A 16,137-nucleotide genomic window follows, 5' to 3' on the forward strand; every position below is an offset into this window, starting at 1 on the left:
GTCGACCGGATCACCGTGCGTTGGCGCGGCGCCATCCCGGCCGCGCCACAAGGCGGTTCCGGGCCGGCACCCGACGGGACGCGGCGATCACCTTCGCAGGGCCGCGCCGAGCTGCCACCGGCGCGCAAATGGCGACGCCACGCGTGCCCCGTCGCATCGTTGCGGCCGCGCGCCGGAAGACCCATCGCGCGCAAGTCGCAGTGATCTCACAGGAACCGCCCACCGGTGCCTGGCGGCGGCAGCATGCAGGTTTCGCCGCGTCCGGCGATGCGATAGCGGTTGCGCGCCAGCAGGCGGTACACGGCATCGCGCAGGCCGCGCGGCAAGACGCGCAGCGCGACCACCGCTTGCCAGGGGCCGCCGAGACGGCGCAGCACTTCGATCACGCCATCGCTGTCGTGCCACGCCGTGCCGCCGTCGACCAGCAGGAACGACACCGGATCCGCGGGGTCGATGCCGTGCGCCAGCAGCAGATCGTGGCCGACGCGGTCCTGCATCGCGGCGAATCGGAACACCGCGCGACGGTCGCGGCGCAGCAGAAACCGCACCCAGCCGCTGCACAGCGCGCAGACGCCATCGAAGACGACGACCGGGCCGTCGCCGGAGACCGCAGGAGTGGAACGGGACATCGGATTCACATCGGTTTTCCCGGAACGTGACCATCATGCTGCAATGCGCCAATCACCGGATACATCCCTGTCGGACTCCGCTGCGGCGATCGCCGCCCTGCCACCGCCTCCCGCATTGCCGGACGATGCGGCGCTGTTTCTCGATGTCGACGGCTGTCTGTTGCCGTTCGCGCCGCGGCCCGATGCGGTGTACGTCCCGCCCGCGTTGATCGAGCGCCTGCAGGTGCTGCAGGAACGTCTGCACGGTGCACTGGCCCTGGTCAGCGGCCGCAGCATCGCCACCCTCGACGCCCTGTTCGCGCCTGCCGTGTTCACGGCCGCCGGCCTGCACGGCGTCGAGCGCCGACGCGCCGGTCAGGCGATGGGCGCACGCGACGTGCCGCCCGCGCTGCGCCGCGTGCGCGATGCGGCGATGGAACTGGTGCGCGCGCATCCCGGCGCGCTGATCGAGGACAAGGGCCTGGCGATCGGCCTGCACTGGCGGATGGTGCCGGAAGCGCACAAGGCCGACACCGGCGCGGCGTTGCGCGCTTTCGCGGCCGGCGCACTGACCGGCCTGCCGGACTACCAGTTGCAGCCCGGCGACCACGTGATCGAACTGCGCCCACGGCATGCCGACAAGGGCAGCGCGATCCTCGCGTTTCTCGAAGAACCGCCGTTCGCCGGGCGTGTGCCGGTGTTCGCCGGCGACGACCTGACCGACGAACCCGGCTTCGCCGCCGTCGACGGCCACGGCGGGATCAGCATCCTGGTCGGCGACCGCAGCGGCAGTGCCGCGCGTCATCGCCTGGCCTCGCCGTCGGCGGTGCATCGCTGGCTCGGCGTTCCACCATCCCCTGCTCCGGAGACGACACGATGACCGCACCGCTCGCCCCCAGCCTCGATCTCGGCCTCGTCGGCAACGGCACCTTCGGTGCGCTGTTCGACCAGCGCGCGCGGCTGGTGTGGTCGTGCCTGCCGGCTTTCGACGGCGACCCTGCGTTCTGCGCCCTGCTGTCGCCGCACGCAGGACATGGTGACTGGTCGATCGAACTCGAGGATTTCGACCGTAGCGAGCAGAGCTACCTCGAGAACACCGCGATCCTGCGCACCGTGCTGTTCGATCGCCACGGCGCCTCGATCGAGATCACCGATTACGCGCCGCGCTGGCGCCAGCACGACCGCTTCTACCGCCCGGTGATGCTGATGCGGCGCGTGCGTCTGCTGTCGGGCAGTCCGCGCATCCGCGTGCTGCTGCGCCCGCTGGCCGACTGGGGCGCGCGCGCGCCCGACAGCACCTGGGGCAGCAACCACATCCGCTTCGTGCTGCCCGGCTTCACCCTGCGCGCGACCACCGACATGCCGATCCGCCTGCTGCGCGAGGGCCTGCCGTTCGTCGTCGACCGCGACCTGCATTTCGTGCTCGGCCCCGACGAGACCCTGACCCAGCCGCTGCCCGAATTCGTGCGCGACGGCCTGCACCGCACCACCGCCTACTGGCGCGAATGGGTGCGTTACCTGTCGATCCCGCTGGATTTCCAGGAGGCGGTGATCCGCAGCGCGATCACGCTGAAGCTGTGCCAGTACGAGGAGAGCGGCGGCATCATCGCCGCGATGACGACCTCGATTCCGGAGGCCGCCGACACCGAACGCAACTGGGATTACCGCTACTGCTGGATGCGCGATTCGGCGTTCGTCGTGCGCGCGCTCAACCGCCTCGGCGCGACGCGCACGATGGAGGAGTACATCCGCTACATCTTCAACCTGACCGTCAGCGACGACGGCGACATGCAGCCGCTGTACGGCATCGCCTTCGAGCACGCGCTCGACGAGGAAACGATGCCGGCGCTGGCGGGCTATCGCGGCATGGGTCCGGTGCGCCGCGGCAATGCGGCCTACGTGCAGCGCCAGCACGACACCTACGGCAGCGTGGTGCTGGCCTCGACCCAGCTGTTCTTCGACCGCCGCCTGGAACATCGCGGCGACGAGGCCACGTTCCGCAAGCTCGAGCCGCTGGGCGAACTGGCGTGGAAGCTCTACGACCAGCCCGACGCCGGCCTGTGGGAATTCCGCGGCAAGGCGCACGTGCATACGTATTCCGCGGTGATGTGCTGGGCGGCCTGTGACCGGCTCGCGCGGATCGCCGGCCAGCTCGGTCTCGACGACCGCATCGATTACTGGCGCGAACGTGCCGATACGATGCGCGCGCGCGTGCTGTCCGAAGCCTGGAACGCGGAACTCGGTCATTTCGCCGATGCCTTCGGCGGCGACCGGCTGGATGCCTCGCTGCTGCTGCTCGCCGACCTCGGCTTCGTGACCCCGGAGGATCCGCGCTTCGTCGGTACGGTCGAAGCCGTTGGCCGCGCGCTGCGACATGGCGACGGCCTGTTCCGCTACGTCACCCCTGACGATTTCGGCGCACCCGAGACCAGCTTCACCATCTGCACGTTCTGGTACATCGACGCGCTGGCGTCGATCGGTCGAGAGCACGAGGCGCGCACGCTGTTCGAGACCCTGCTGTCGCGCCGCAACCATCTGGGCCTGCTGTCGGAAGACCTGTCGTTCGACACCGGCGAGGCCTGGGGCAACTTCCCGCAGACCTATTCGCACGTCGGCCTGATCATGGCGGCGATGCGGTTGTCGCGGTCGTGGCAGGAGGCCGCATGAGCCGCCTGGTCGTCGTCTCCAATCGGGTCGCGCTGCCGGACTCGAGCCAGAACGGCGGCCTGGCGACGGCGCTCGACGCGGCGCTGAAGGAATCCGGCGGCCTGTGGTTCGGCTGGAGCGGCAAGGTGGCGCGCGCGCATTCGGGCGAACTGCACCGCACGTCGTCCGACGGCATCGAATACCTGACGATGGATCTGTCGCGCGAGGACTACGAGGGCTACTACAACGGCTTCTCCAACCGCACGCTGTGGCCGCTGCTGCATTTCCGTCTGGACCTGGTCGACTACAACGCGATGACCCAGGCCGCGTACCGCGGCGTCAACGCGCTGTTCGCCGAGAAGCTGGCCAAGGAAGTCCGCGACGAGGACATCGTCTGGATCCACGACTACCACCTGCTGCCGCTGGCGCAGGAGCTCCGCAAGCGCGGCGTGCGGGCGCGGCTGGGATTCTTCCTGCACGTGCCGTTTCCCTCGGCCGACATCATCGCGGGCCTGCCGCACCATGAGAAAACCTTCGGCGCGCTGGCCGCCTACGACCTCGTCGGTTTCCAGACCGAACGCGACCTCGAACGTTTCCAGGACTACATCCGCCTGTTCCGCGGCGGCCAGGTCGCGGGCCGCGGCGAACTGCGCGAACAGGACGGTCGCCGCTTCCGTGCCGATGCGTTTCCGATCGGCATCGACGCCGGCGGACTGGCCGCACTCGCCGAACACGCGGTGCGCATCCCCGCGGTCAAACGCCTGCAGGCCAGCCTCAACGGGCGCGCGCTCGCCATCGGCGTGGACCGGCTGGATTATTCCAAGGGACTGCCGGAACGCTTCCGCGCATTCGAACGTTTCCTCGAACGCCACCCCGACCAGCACGGCAAACTGACCTATCTGCAGATCGCGCCGGTGTCGCGCGGCGGGGTCGCCAGCTACCGGGCGCTGCGCCGGGAACTGGAGCAGTACGCCGGCCACATCAACGGCGGCCACGCGGACCCCGACTGGACGCCGGTGCGCTACGTCAACCGCACCTATCCGCACGCCACGCTGACCGGCTTCTACCGGATGTCGCGGATCGGTCTGGTCACGCCGCTGCGCGACGGCATGAACCTGGTGGCCAAGGAATTCATCGCCGCGCAGGATCCGCAGCAACCCGGCGCACTGGTGCTGTCGATCTTCGCCGGTGCGGCGCGCGAGCTGGACGGCGCGCTGCTGATCAATCCCTTCGACAGCGACGGCGTCGCCGATGCGATCGCGACCGGACTGAAGATGTCGGTGGAGGAACGACGCGAACGCTGGCAGTCGATGATGTCGCGGATCCGCGACTACGACATCCACGCCTGGCGCCGGGATTTCCTCGACAAGCTGTCCCAGGTGCGGCTCCCCGGAACCGACGGGGCCTGAGGCCGATCCCGCAGAGTGCGGGCCGGCCCTTCGATACACACACCGCGACGCGCCCCAGGGGACGCGTCGCGACGATGCGCTTACAGCGGACGCGGCTGGATGATCTCCACCCAGTAGCCGTCAGGATCCTTGATGAAGGCGAGCGACCGCATCGTGCCGTCGGTGAGACGCTTCTGGAAGGTGACGCCCAGTTCTTCGAAACGCGCACAGGCGGTCTGCACGTCGGGCACGGTGACGCAGATGTGGCCGAAGCCGCGCGGATCCGAATTGCCGTCGTGATAGACCGGGCCGTCCTGGGTTTCGGTGCCGTGGTTGTGGGTGAGTTCGAGCACGCCGCGCTGGCCGGCCAGCCATTCGCGACGCGCGGCCTCGTCGTCGGGCACGACGCTGGTGTCGTCGATCAGCACGAGGAAGAACAGCGAGAACTTGGCCTGTTCGAAATCGGCCTGGCGCACCAGGGTGAAGCCGAGCACGCGGGTGTAGAAATCCAGCGACGCGACCGGATCCTTGATCCGCAGCATGGTGTGGTTGAACACGAAGCCGTGGGTGGCGGCGTCACGTTGGGCGATGACGCCGGGAACCTGGGCGAGGTCGGCGCGGGTCTGTGCGGTCATGGCACGGCTCCGGGAACAGGATGGCCGGCCATTATCGACGATCGCGGCGTGGCGACCGCGTCCGCGGCATCACACCGTGGCGTCGGCCTCGACGTCCGCAGCAGCTAGCGGCGCGGGCGCCGCATCCGATTCCGGTGCCAGCCAGCCGCCGTAGCGGATCAGCGGGCCTGCCAGCGGCAGCGTCGCTTCGACCTCGAACGCGTAGTGACCGTTGATCTCGCGCTCGTTGCAGCGCACCTCGCGGAACAGCGCGGCCGGCAACGGCAGCACGCCGAGCAGACGCGCACCGACGACGTTCCAGTAGATCGTGCCCTCGTGCGTATGCAGCACGAAGCGCAGCTGGATCGCGCCCACCCGCTCACGCAGCTGGCCGTCGCGGTGCCACAGCCGCGAACGCATGCGCGCAGCGCGCGGCGGCGCACCGAACTGGCGGTTCCAGATCTCGCCCTTGGGGCCGGTCACGAACTCCACCGTCACCGGCGCTTCGGTCATCGCCGGCGGCAGACGGGCCAGGCGGCCGCACAGCCGCGACAACAGGCCACGCCCGCGCGTCACCGTCACCCGGCCGGCGTAGCGCGCACTGCCGTGGGCGCCGTGCAGCGTCCGCAACGTATCCGGCAGCCGGAAGAACGCCGCGCCGAGCAGCGTCTGGTACAGGGTGGGCGTCATGCGGTGGAGATCGACATCGGGCCGCGCAGGATAGCGCCGGATCAGGCTGGCGGGGACGGGTCCGTGCGTCGCTGCAGGGCCAGCAGGCCGACCAGCACCGCCAGGACCGCATACGCGGCCGCGAAGTTGAACGCGATCGCCTGGCGCAGGCCGTCGAGCTGCCACGGCAACACCAGCGCGCCGGCCGGATGTACCGAATGGATCACGCCGAACAGCGTGGCCACGGCGGCCGCGAGCAGGGTCGCGACCGCAACGCCGGTGCGCCGGTCGACCAGCGCGACCAGCGCGGTCGCCCAGAGCATCGCGGTGATGATGAAGCCGTTGCCGAGCACGACGATCGTCGCCATCTCGGGCAGGCCGTGACCGGCATCGACCTGCGCATACAGCGCGGCCATGCGCTCGGGATCGATCCACGCCGGATTGCCGAATTTGATGTTGAGCAGGTAGGCGATCGCCGGGAGGAAGGCCAGCGACACCGCGATCGCGTGCTCGCGCTTCGTGCTGTGGAAGGCCTGCACGGTGATGTCGATGCCGACGAAGACGATGATCGGCGCGAGTACCGCGACCGGCAGCCACTGCACCAGGCCGGAGACGAGACCGAGCATGCCGCCGATACCGATGAAAAGGCCCGTCAGCAGCGTGTAGCCGGTGCGCGCGCCCATGTGCTTGTAGGCCGGCTGGCCGATGTAGGGCGTGGTCTGCGCGACGCCGCCGCAGACGCCGGCGACCAGCGTCGACACCGCTTCGACCAGCAGCACGTCGCGCGTGCGGTAGTCGTCACCGGCGGCGCGTGCGCTCTCGCTGACGTTGATGCCGCCGACGACCATCAGCAGGCCGAACGGCAGCAGCAGCGACAGATACGGCAGCGTCACCGGCAGGCCGTCGACGAAGCCGAGATTCGGCCATGGCAGCGCGGGCGCCGGCCAGCTGGTCTCCGGCAATGCGAAGCCCGGCGACAGCCCGGCAAGACCGAGGCCGTAGTACAGCGCAAGTCCGACGAGCAGCGCGAACGGCACGCCGGGCAGGCGCAGCGGCACCGGACCGCGCGCGACCAGCACGTAGAGCAGCAGGCCGAGCGTCGCGAAGCCGGCGACCGGCGAGCGCAGCGTTTCGATCAGCGGCAGGAAGCCGAGCAGCATCAGCGCCGCGCCACCGATCGAACCCAGCAGCGCCGCACGCGGCACGACGCGGGTGATCCAGTCGCCGGCGAACGACAGCACGAGTTTCAGCGCGCCCATCACCACCAGCGAGGCCATGCCGAGCTGCCAGGTCGCGATGCCGGCCGCGTTCGCGTCCATACCCTGCTGGCGGAACGCAACGAATGCGGGACCGAGCACCAGCAAGGCCATGCCGATGCTGGTCGGCGCATCGAGGCCGAGCGGCATCGCGGTGACGTCGTCGCGACCGGTGCGCTGCGCGAGGCGCCGCGCCATCCACGTGTACATCAGGTTGCCGACCAGCACGCCGAAGGCCGTACCCGGGAACATGCGCCCGAACACGATGTCGGCCGGCACGCCGAAGATCCCGACCAGCGCCGCGGCGATGAAACCGAGGATGGAGAGGTTGTCGACGACGAGGCCGAAGAAGCCGTTGATGTCGCCGGGGACGAACCAGCGGGGGCGGTGCGTGGGGGTTGCGGGGGTGGACATCGGTTTCCTACGTATCGGTCGATACATCTACACCGTCATTCCGGCGAAAGCCGGAATCCAGCGACTTCGGCGCGATGCAGCCCACGCGCGATGTCACAAACGGCATGAGGCACTGGATTCCGGCTTTCGCCGGAATGACGGGACTGGCGCGCGCGAACTTCCCGCGCGCGCCAATCACCCTCAAAACCTCGCCGTGAACTCCACACCCCAGGTCCGCGGCTCGTTGATGAAGCCGGTGAGGTTGTTGAAGTCGATGCCGCCGACGATGCGCGTGCTGTCGGTGATGTTGCGGCCGAACACGGCGAGGTCGTAGTTGCCCTGGTTCCAGTTCGTGCCGACGCGCAGGCCACCTTCCAGTGTCGAGCGTCCGCGGAATTCCGGCGATTCGTAGAGGAAGAAGTTGACCTGGCCGCGATACGCCCAGTCGGTATAGACGTAGAACTCGGCGTCGTCGCCGACCGGCTTCGCCCAGCGCGCGGTGAGGTTGTGGATCCACTTCGGCGCCTGCGGCAGCGGGTTGCCGTTCAAGAGGGCAGAAGGCTGGCCGTCGATGACAACCGTCGGATCGGTGACCGTGCAGCCGCCGCAGATCGCGACCGCGAGATTCGGATCGCGGATCTCGGTGTCGTTGTAGCTCGTGCCCCAGGTCACCAGCAGCGTGTCGGTCAACCACGCCTGCAGATCGAGTTCGGCGCCCTGGCCGATCGACTTGTCGGCGTTGAGCAGGATCGCCTGGTTGGTCGCGCCGCCGACGGCAATCAGCTGCTGGCCGTCGACGTTGTAGCGGAACAGGTTGAAGCCGATGCGGCCGCGGCGGTCCCACAAGTCCGCTTTGATGCCGACTTCGTAGGAAATCACTTCCTCTGAATCGGCGACCGAGATGCCGCCGAACGCCAGACGTCCTTGGATCGACGGTGCGCGGAAGCCCTTGGCGACACGGCCGTAGACGTTGACGTCGTCATTGAGTTCGTAGACCGCGCTCGCGTCCCAGCTGATGTCGTCGACATCGGTGTTCTCGAAGAACGGGCCGCCGACCGGCGTACCGCCTTCAACCGCCTGCAGCACGCTGGCGCTGAAGTCCTTCTTGTCCTGCGTATAGCGCAGGCCGCCGCGCAGCTTGAGCTTGTCGCTGACGTCGTATTCGCCGGATGCGAACAGCGCCCACGCGGTATTGCGCTGTTCCTGCACGGCGTGGCCGGTCTGCGGATTGCCGGGGCTGAGCGAGTCGTAGTTGAGGCTGTCGACGGTCAGCTCTTCGCGAAACCAGAACGCGCCGGCCTGCCAGTCGAAGGGGCCGTCGAGATTCGATTCGAGGCGCACTTCCTGGGTGATCTGCTTGTGGTCGGGAATGCCATCGGCCGATTCGGCCGCGAACGGAATGAAGCCCGGGCCGGAAACGGGCAGGAACGCCGCGCCATAACCGCCGTCGATGTCGCCGCGATTCAAGGACTCCAGCGTCTCGTAACCCGTGATCGAGTACAGGCTGTACTGGCCGAAATCCCAGCGCAGGCGGGCGCTGCCGCCCCAGGTTTCGAGGTCGGAGAAATTGACGCCGTCGACCGAAACCGAATCGCGATCGAAGCCCGGCACGAACCGGTTGCTGCCCGGCTCGACGAGGTTCGCGCGGAACAGGCGCGCGGTGCCGTTGAGATCGCGGCGGTGCAGATTGAACAGACCTTCGAAGCCGTCGCCCTCGTAGAGGAACTGCACGCGCGCGGCGGACTCGTCGTAGCCCTCGAAGCCATCGTTGGGCGCACCGGCCAGCGTGTTGCGCACCGAATCGTCACGGCGCTGGTACAGCGCCGACACACGCGCCGACCAGCGCTCGGTCAACGCGCCACCGACGGCGCCTTCGAAGTTCCACATGTTGTCGCTGCCGTAGGCCAGCTTGCCGTAGCCCTCGAAGTCCTGGCTCGGACGCACCGAATCGAACTTCACCACGCCGGCCGGCGTGTTGCGGCCGAACAGCGTGCCCTGCGGGCCGCGGAGCACTTCGACGCCGGCGATGTCGAACACCGGGAAGCCCTTCAGCAGCGGGTTCTCCAGCACCACGTCGTCGTAGATCAGCGAGACCGGCTGCGAGGCATTGAGATCGAAGTCGGTATTGCCAAGACCGCGGATGTAGAAGCGCGGAAATGCACGGCCGTAGCTCGACTCGATGTTGAGGCTGGGCACGCGACCACTGAGGAACCGGATGTCGGTGCCGCCGCTGCCGAGCACGCCGAGCTTCTCGGCATCGAGCGTGGTGATCGACACCGGCACGTCCTGGATGTTCTCCACGCGGCGCTGCGCGGTGACCTGCACCGCATCGAGCGTCGCCGCCGCCGATGGCGGCGCGCCGTCGACCTGGGTGTTCGCGACCTGCGCGAAGGCCGCCAGCGGCAAGGCGCCTGCAAGCGCGACGGCGAGCCGGGACCGGCGGTAGGAACGCGTCAGGCGGACGGACGGGAGCGACATGGGAGAACCCTCGGGCAATGGAAGACGGGAAGGAAACGGTCAGAACGAAACGCGCGTGCTCAACTGCGAACGCAGCACCGACAGGTGCCCGGTGTCCCGCTTCCATGCCGTGCGGATGGCCTCGATCGACGCTGCCGCTTCGGCAGTATCGGCGTGCAGCACCACCAGTTCCTTCGACCGCAACCGGGTCGGCGTGGTCGCGCCCTCGGGCAGCCACTGCCCGTAGACGTCGACCACGCTGAGGCCCTGCGGAAAGCGTGGCGTGACCTCGCGATCCAGGAACGCCAGCCAGCGCTGCTCGTCCACGGCACGCTCGGCCTCGCTGGCGTCCCAGCGCCCGGTGGCGAAATACAGTTCCGTACGCAACCAGCCCTCGCCCTGCGCAGGCCGCGCCGGATCGCCATGGTAGGCCGCCGTCACCGGGCCGTGGGTGGGCGGCGTGACACAGCCGGCCAGACCGGCCATCAGGAGCACGCCACTGGCGCGCAGCAGTGCGCGGGAACGCGGGTACGTCATCTTCGATCTCCAGCCGGGCGCGCCATCGTAGGGGGATGCCGCCGGCAAATTGTTGCAGTGCCGCAACACTGTATCGCTTTATGCGGATGGACGCATGGAGGCTGCTGGGGCCCAATGGACCGCGCGCGTCTGCCGCGTCTCTCCCATACCGCCCGCCGAAATCCGGCCCGCCCCGCGCGGTGACCGGTGCGTTTCCGTCCCCGCCCAGGAGCCTGCATGTCCAAGTCGTCCATCGCCCGCCCGATCGCCCCGCTCGCGTTCGCCATCGCCTGCGCACTCGCGCTGCCGGCGGCCGCCCAGACGCGCGAGGCCGACGGTGCGACGCGCCTGGATGCGGTGATCGTCACCGGCACCCGCGCGACCGACCGCACGGTGCTCGAATCGACATCGCCGATCGACGTGCTCGACGAAGACGATCTGCGCCGCGCCGGCGCCGTCAACGGTGAGCTCGGCGCTGCGCTGCAGACGCTGCTGCCGTCGTTCAACATCCCGCGCCAGTCGAACTCCGGCGGCGCCGATCACATCCGCGCGGCCCAGTTGCGTGGCCTGTCACCGGACCAGGTGCTGGTGCTGGTCAACGGCAAGCGCCGGCACGTGTCGTCACTGGTGACCACGGGCTCGAAGGTCGGCCGCGGCACGACGCCGGTCGACTTCAACGCGATTCCGCTCAGCGCGGTCAAGCGCATCGAAGTGCTGCGCGACGGCGCCGGCGCGCAGTACGGCGCCGATGCGGTCGCGGGCGTGATCAACATCATCCTCGACGACGGCGGCGATGGCGGCGCGATCGAGGCGAACTACGGTCTGAACCACACGAAGTTCGAGCCGACCGACCAGCGCATCACCGACGGCCAGAGCGCTTCGCTCGCGGCGAAGGTCGGCACCGCGCTCGGCGAGAACGGCTTCCTGCGCGTGGGCCTGGAATACAAGGAACTCTCGCCGACCAACCGCGCGGGTTTCGACCAGATTCCGCCGTGGGACCAGACGCCGCGCAATCTCGAACTGCAGGGCCAGCGCAACTATCAGGCCGGCAACGGCGCGTCCAAGGACATCAACGGCTGGCTCAACACCGAGATCGCGCTCGGCGAGTCCGCGACGTTCTACGCATTCGGCACCTACCACCAGCGCGACTCCGAAGGCGCGAACTATTTCCGCTATCCCGATGGCGAAGCGAACTGGCGCGAGGTGTATCCGAACGGCTACCGCCCGGTGTCGATCGGCGAGAACCTCGACGTCGCCGGTGTCGCCGGCGTGCGCACGCAGTGGGGCGAGTGGGATATTGACGTCAGCCTCAACCACGGCCGCAATGAGTTCACCTATCGCCTGCGCGATTCGATCAATGCCTCGCTCGGCCCGTCCAGCCCGACGCGCTTCAAGACCGGCGACTACGCGTTCGACCAGACGCTGGCCAACGTCGACGTCAGCCGCCTGTTCGCGCAGGGCGACAACCTGCACACCTTCGCCACCGGCGTGGAATTCCGCGTCGAGAACTACGAGACCGGCGCTGGCGATCCGGCGAGCTATGCGGCCGGTCCGTTCACGGATCGCCCGACCGGCTCGCAGGCCGGCGGCGGCCTGACCCCCCAGGACGAGGCCGATCTCGACCGCGATGTCGCCAGCGTCTACGCCAGCGTGTCCAGCGGTTTCGGCGAGAAGCTGAGCACCGACGCCGCGGTGCGCTACGAGCACTACAGCGACTTCGGCGGCGAAGTCACCGGCAAGCTGGCCGCGCGCTACGAGTTCGTGCCGGCGTTCGCGCTGCGCGGCGCGCTGTCGAAGAACTTCCGTGCACCGTCGCTCGGACAGATCGGCTACGAGTCCACCGGCACCGGCTACAACGCCGCCGGCCAGCTGATCCAGAGCCGCCTGCTGTCGGTGAACAACCCGATCGCCCGCGCGCTCGGCGCGACCGATCTCACGCCGGAGCAGTCGATCAACGCCAGCATCGGTTTCACCAGCCGCGTCGGCGAGACCTTCGACTTCTCGCTGGACCTGTTCCAGATCGACATCGACGACCGCGTCGCGCTGTCGGAAGCGATCACCAGCGATGCGCTGACCGATTTCATCGACGCCGAGTTCGGCGTGCCGGGCGTGCAGAGCGTCAGCTTCTTCACCAACGCTGCCGACACCCGCACGCGCGGCGCCGAGGCCGTCGCCAACTGGCGCCATCCGCTGGCCGGCGGCTCGCTGTTGCTGACCGGCACCTGGAGCTACGCCGACACCGAGATCAAGCGCATCGTCGCGACCCCGGCGGCGTTGTCGGCCGTGGTGCCGGACGCGGTGCTGTTCGGCGTCGAGGAAAGCAACACCCTGACCGATGCCGCCCCGCGCACGCGCTCGGCGTTCACCGGCAACTGGGCGAACGACCGCTGGAACCTGCTCGCCCGCGTGACCCGCCACGGCAGCACCAAGCGCATCTTCAATTTCGGCGGCGGCTTCGAACCCGAGCAGGTCTACGGCGCGAAGTGGCAGCTCGATGCGGAAGCCGAAGTGCGGCTCGGCGACAAGTGGACGCTCGCCATCGGCGGCCAGAACCTGACCGACGAATACGCGGACCTGTCGAACGAGGACATCTTCTACTTCGGCAACCTGCCCTACGACGTGCTGTCGGGCATCGGCAGCAGCGGCGCGTATTACTACACGCGGGTGCGCTACAGCTTCTGAGGTCCGCCGCGTCCGCAGTCGTCATGCGCACCGCGTTACGGACGCGGCAGTGCGCGCGAATGCGCTGGGCTGATGCCTGCGATGGACGCGGCCGGCTCGGCCCGACACTGCCGCGGCGGTATTCAGACGGTTCCGCAGTGCGGGACCGTCAGGCCTCCGGCGCGATCCACACCAGCGTGGCCATGCGCCCGGTGCGCTGGTCGCGGCGGTGGGAGAAGAACGCTTCGGGCTCGGAGATCGTGCAGTGCTCGCCGCCGTGGATCGCATCGCCCGGCACGCCGGCGGCGATCAGGCGCAGGCGCGCGAGTGCGTAGAGATCCATGCGCCAGTGGTCGGCACGCGTGGGCACGAAGGCGGTCGCCGCGTCGGCATCGCGGCTGACGAAAGCCTCGCGGACTTCAGCCCCGATCTCGTAGGCGTCAGGCCCGGCCGCAGGGCCCAGCCAGACGACGAGATCCTGCGGTGCGCTGTCCATCGCCGCCAGTGTCGCCTCGAGCACGCCGGCCGCCAGGCCGCGCCAGCCGGCATGGGCGGCCGCGACCTCGCTGCCGTCGCCGGCCGCGAACACGACCGGCAGGCAATCGGCGGTCTGGATCGCCAGCACGACACCCGGTGTCCGCGTGACCGCGGCATCGGCTTCGACCGTCGCGGTTGCCTCGGCCAGCGCCGGTGCGGTGATCTGCGCGACTGCGATGCCGTGGACCTGGCGCAGCCAGACCGGATGGGCCGGCAGGCCGGCCAGCGCGACCAGGGCCTCGCGGTTGTGGGCCACGGCATCGGGCTCGTCGCCGTCGGCGGCGCTGCAATTGCCGAGATTGAACCGGTCGAAGGGCGCGACCGACACGCCGGCGCTGTGGCGCTGTGTGGTGAGCGCATGGACGCCGCGCGGTGCGGGCCAGCCGGCATGCAGCAGTGCGTTCATCGGCGTCCCGACTCCGCGTGTTCGGCGACATCGGCGCGCAGCGTCTTGAGCAGCGCCTGCATGTCCGCCGGCAGCGGCGCGGTGCAGCGGACCGGCTCGCCGGTGGCCGGATGACGGAATTCCAGGGTTTCGGCATGCAGCGCCTGCCGGCGGAAGCCGCGCAGCATGCCGGCGGTCGCGTCGGACGCGCCCTTGGGCAGCTTCAGCGCGCCGCCGTACATCGGATCGCCGAGGATCGGATGGCGGAGATGGGCCATGTGCACGCGGATCTGGTGCGTCCGTCCGGTCTCCAGGCGGCATTCCAGCGCCGTGTGCGCGCGGAAGCGTTCGCGCAGGCGGTAGTGGGTGACGGCCTCGCGGCCCTCGTCACGGACCGCCATGCGCAGGCGGTCGCGCGGATGCCGGTCGATCGGCGCATCGGCCGTGCCGCCGGAGACCAGCGCGCCGACGACGACGGCCAGGTACTGGCGATGCACGTCCCGCGCGGACAGCTGCTCGACCAGGGCGTTGTGCGCCTCGAGCGTGCGCGCGACCACCATGACGCCGGAGGTGTCCTTGTCCAGGCGATGCACGATGCCGGCGCGCGGCAGCGTGGCCAGCGAGGCGTCGCGGAACAGCAGGGCATTGACCAGGGTGCCGTCCGGATTGCCGGCGCCGGGGTGCACGACCAGGCCCGCCGGCTTGTCGACGACGATCACCTGGTCGTCCTCGTACAGCACCGACAGCGGGATGTCCTGCGGTTCGGCCTCGGTCTGGGTGTCGAGCACGACGTTCAGCTGCACGCGCTCGCCGCCCATCACCGCATCGCGCGGCCGCGGCACGGCGCCATCCAGCAGCACCTCGCCGGCCTTGATCCAGGTGGTCAGCTTCGACCGCGAGAACTGGGGGAAGAGGTCGGCCAGGACGGCGTCGAAGCGGCGACCTGCGGCGGTATCGGGCACTGTGGCGGTGCGTGCATCGTCGGTTGAAGCGGGCATTTCGGGCATCGGACGGCTCGGGTTCAGGCGTGGGGCGCCGGGCTGTGGGCCCGGACTGGTAGTATCCGCCCTTCGTGCCCAGACGCCCAATGCATCCATGACCCCACGCCCCGTTTCGTCGCCCCGCCTGCTCCGCACCCTGATGCTCGTGGTGCTGGCGGCGTTGATCGCGACCGGCTGCTCGCGCGGCAATACCCGTGACGACGAGAACGAAGGCGTCCCCGTCACCGAGCTCTACGACAAGGGTCACGAGTCGATGCGCCGGGGCAACTGGAACAACGCGGCGAACACCTTCCGCCGCCTGGTGGCGCAGTACCCGTACGGCCCGTACACCGAGCAGGCGCTGGTCGAGACCGCGTACGCGCAGTACAAGATGGGCAACAACGAGGAAGCGATCTCGGCCATCGACCGCTTCATCCGGACCTACCCCACGCACCGCAACATCCCCTACATGTACTACCTGCGTGGCCTGACCAACGCCAGCCGCGACACGGTGTTCCTGCAGCGCGTGTGGAGCCTGGACAGCAGCCGCCGCGACCTCGCCGCGCCGAACCAGGCCTACGCCGACTTCAACACCGTCACCGAGCGCTATCCGAACAGCCGCTACGCCGCCGACGCGCGCCAGCGCATGGTCGCGCTGCGCAATACCTTCGCGCGCCACGAGATCGAGACCGGTCTGTACTACCTGCGCCGCGGCGCTTACGTCGCCGCCTCGCAGCGCGCGACCTACCTGCTGGAAACCTACCCGCAGAGCGAGTACCAGAACGATGCGGTCGCGCTGCTCGCGGTGTCGTACGCCGGTCTGGGCAACGAGACGCTCGCCACCGATGCCCGTCGCGTGCTGCAGCAGAACGAGCCCGACCATCCGGCGCTGAGCGGCAACTGGCCGAACGAGCCGTGGAAGATCCGTCGCCTCAATCCGTTCGCCACCGAACGCACCGCGATCGACAACCAGCGCGACTGATCGATGCGCCGTGCGTGACCGCGAACGCCGCCTCCGGGCGGCGTT

13 protein-coding genes are annotated in these 16,137 nt (G+C 69.1%); 5 read left to right on the plus strand and 8 right to left on the minus strand.

What is annotated here, in order from left to right; genetic code table 11:
- Positions 1 to 206 precede the first annotated feature (206 nt).
- A complete protein-coding gene (locus AC3A5K_RS10770; protein ID WP_487617516.1) occupies positions 207 to 629 on the minus strand; it encodes a thiol-disulfide oxidoreductase DCC family protein in 423 nt (140 codons plus the stop codon).
- Positions 630 to 672: 43 nt separating this feature from the next.
- Here AC3A5K_RS10770 and otsB point away from each other — a divergent pair, with 43 nt between their 5' ends.
- From otsB to otsA, 3 genes are read left to right on the plus strand one after another with little or no spacing between them, the layout of a single operon-like run.
- A complete protein-coding gene (otsB, locus tag AC3A5K_RS10775; protein WP_487617517.1) occupies positions 673 to 1,488 on the plus strand; it encodes a trehalose-phosphatase in 816 nt (271 codons plus the stop codon).
- Positions 1,485 to 3,275, plus strand: coding sequence for a glycoside hydrolase family 15 protein (locus AC3A5K_RS10780; RefSeq protein ID WP_487617518.1), 1,791 nt, complete (start codon positions 1,485 to 1,487; stop codon positions 3,273 to 3,275). Before otsB ends, AC3A5K_RS10780 begins: the two co-directional genes overlap by 4 nt.
- The gene (gene otsA, locus AC3A5K_RS10785) at positions 3,272 to 4,663 is read left to right on the plus strand and encodes an alpha,alpha-trehalose-phosphate synthase (UDP-forming) (protein ID WP_487617519.1); all 1,392 of its coding nucleotides are present in this window, start codon (positions 3,272 to 3,274) and stop codon (positions 4,661 to 4,663) included. Before AC3A5K_RS10780 ends, otsA begins: the two co-directional genes overlap by 4 nt.
- Before the next feature lie 80 nt (positions 4,664 to 4,743).
- On the opposite strand, the gene gloA is transcribed toward otsA, so the two are convergent.
- From gloA to AC3A5K_RS10810, 5 genes are all read right to left on the minus strand, one after another.
- Positions 4,744 to 5,277 (minus strand): lactoylglutathione lyase, encoded by a 534-nt coding sequence (gene gloA, locus AC3A5K_RS10790; protein ID WP_487617520.1) that lies wholly within the window; start codon positions 5,275 to 5,277, stop codon positions 4,744 to 4,746.
- Between the two features lie 69 nt (positions 5,278 to 5,346).
- On the minus strand, positions 5,347 to 5,946 hold the full coding sequence (locus tag AC3A5K_RS10795; protein WP_487617521.1) for a DUF4166 domain-containing protein: 600 nt from the start codon (positions 5,944 to 5,946) through the stop codon (positions 5,347 to 5,349).
- 41 nt (positions 5,947 to 5,987) lie between these two features.
- Entirely contained in the window at positions 5,988 to 7,595 is a 1,608-nt protein-coding gene (locus AC3A5K_RS10800) for a SulP family inorganic anion transporter (RefSeq protein WP_487617522.1), read from the minus strand.
- 180 nt (positions 7,596 to 7,775) lie between these two features.
- Entirely contained in the window at positions 7,776 to 10,052 is a 2,277-nt protein-coding gene (locus AC3A5K_RS10805) for a TonB-dependent receptor (protein ID WP_487617523.1), read from the minus strand.
- Between the two features lie 39 nt (positions 10,053 to 10,091).
- Positions 10,092 to 10,568, minus strand: a complete 477-nt coding sequence (locus tag AC3A5K_RS10810; protein ID WP_487617524.1) for a DUF3574 domain-containing protein — start codon at positions 10,566 to 10,568, stop codon at positions 10,092 to 10,094.
- A gap of 231 nt (positions 10,569 to 10,799) precedes the next feature.
- Between AC3A5K_RS10810 and AC3A5K_RS10815 the strand changes: the two genes are divergently transcribed.
- Positions 10,800 to 13,229 carry a TonB-dependent receptor plug domain-containing protein gene (locus AC3A5K_RS10815; protein WP_487617737.1) on the plus strand — a complete coding sequence of 810 codons (2,430 nt, stop codon included), beginning with the start codon at positions 10,800 to 10,802 and terminating at the stop codon, positions 13,227 to 13,229.
- 148 nt (positions 13,230 to 13,377) lie between these two features.
- Here AC3A5K_RS10815 and pgeF read toward each other — a convergent pair whose 3' ends face one another.
- The gene (gene pgeF, locus AC3A5K_RS10820; RefSeq protein WP_487617525.1) at positions 13,378 to 14,151 is read right to left on the minus strand and encodes a peptidoglycan editing factor PgeF; all 774 of its coding nucleotides are present in this window, start codon (positions 14,149 to 14,151) and stop codon (positions 13,378 to 13,380) included.
- Positions 14,148 to 15,137: a 23S rRNA pseudouridine(1911/1915/1917) synthase RluD gene (rluD, locus tag AC3A5K_RS10825; RefSeq protein WP_487617526.1), complete on the minus strand. Its 990-nt coding sequence runs from the start codon at positions 15,135 to 15,137 to the stop codon at positions 14,148 to 14,150. The genes pgeF and rluD overlap by 4 nt, the downstream gene beginning before the upstream one ends.
- A gap of 88 nt (positions 15,138 to 15,225) precedes the next feature.
- Between rluD and AC3A5K_RS10830 the strand changes: the two genes are divergently transcribed.
- Complete coding sequence (locus tag AC3A5K_RS10830; protein WP_487617527.1) at positions 15,226 to 16,092, plus strand: outer membrane protein assembly factor BamD; 867 nt, start codon at positions 15,226 to 15,228, stop codon at positions 16,090 to 16,092.
- The last annotated feature ends 45 nt before the right edge of the window (positions 16,093 to 16,137 follow it).

The sequence above is a fragment of the Luteimonas sp. Soil_C_5 genome (assembly GCF_057656615.1).

Coding starts and splice junctions, on each gene's coding strand:
- AC3A5K_RS10770 (WP_487617516.1), bottom strand. CDS start 629: ATGTCCCGTTCCACTCCTGCGGTCTCCGGCGACGGCCCGGTCGTCGTC.
- otsB (WP_487617517.1), top strand. CDS start 673: ATGCGCCAATCACCGGATACATCCCTGTCGGACTCCGCTGCGGCGATC.
- AC3A5K_RS10780 (WP_487617518.1), top strand. CDS start 1,485: ATGACCGCACCGCTCGCCCCCAGCCTCGATCTCGGCCTCGTCGGCAAC.
- otsA (WP_487617519.1), top strand. CDS start 3,272: ATGAGCCGCCTGGTCGTCGTCTCCAATCGGGTCGCGCTGCCGGACTCG.
- gloA (WP_487617520.1), bottom strand. CDS start 5,277: ATGACCGCACAGACCCGCGCCGACCTCGCCCAGGTTCCCGGCGTCATC.
- AC3A5K_RS10795 (WP_487617521.1), bottom strand. CDS start 5,946: ATGACGCCCACCCTGTACCAGACGCTGCTCGGCGCGGCGTTCTTCCGG.
- AC3A5K_RS10800 (WP_487617522.1), bottom strand. CDS start 7,595: ATGTCCACCCCCGCAACCCCCACGCACCGCCCCCGCTGGTTCGTCCCC.
- AC3A5K_RS10805 (WP_487617523.1), bottom strand. CDS start 10,052: ATGTCGCTCCCGTCCGTCCGCCTGACGCGTTCCTACCGCCGGTCCCGG.
- AC3A5K_RS10810 (WP_487617524.1), bottom strand. CDS start 10,568: ATGACGTACCCGCGTTCCCGCGCACTGCTGCGCGCCAGTGGCGTGCTC.
- pgeF (WP_487617525.1), bottom strand. CDS start 14,151: ATGAACGCACTGCTGCATGCCGGCTGGCCCGCACCGCGCGGCGTCCAT.
- rluD (WP_487617526.1), bottom strand. CDS start 15,137: ATGCCCGAAATGCCCGCTTCAACCGACGATGCACGCACCGCCACAGTG.
- AC3A5K_RS10830 (WP_487617527.1), top strand. CDS start 15,226: ATGACCCCACGCCCCGTTTCGTCGCCCCGCCTGCTCCGCACCCTGATG.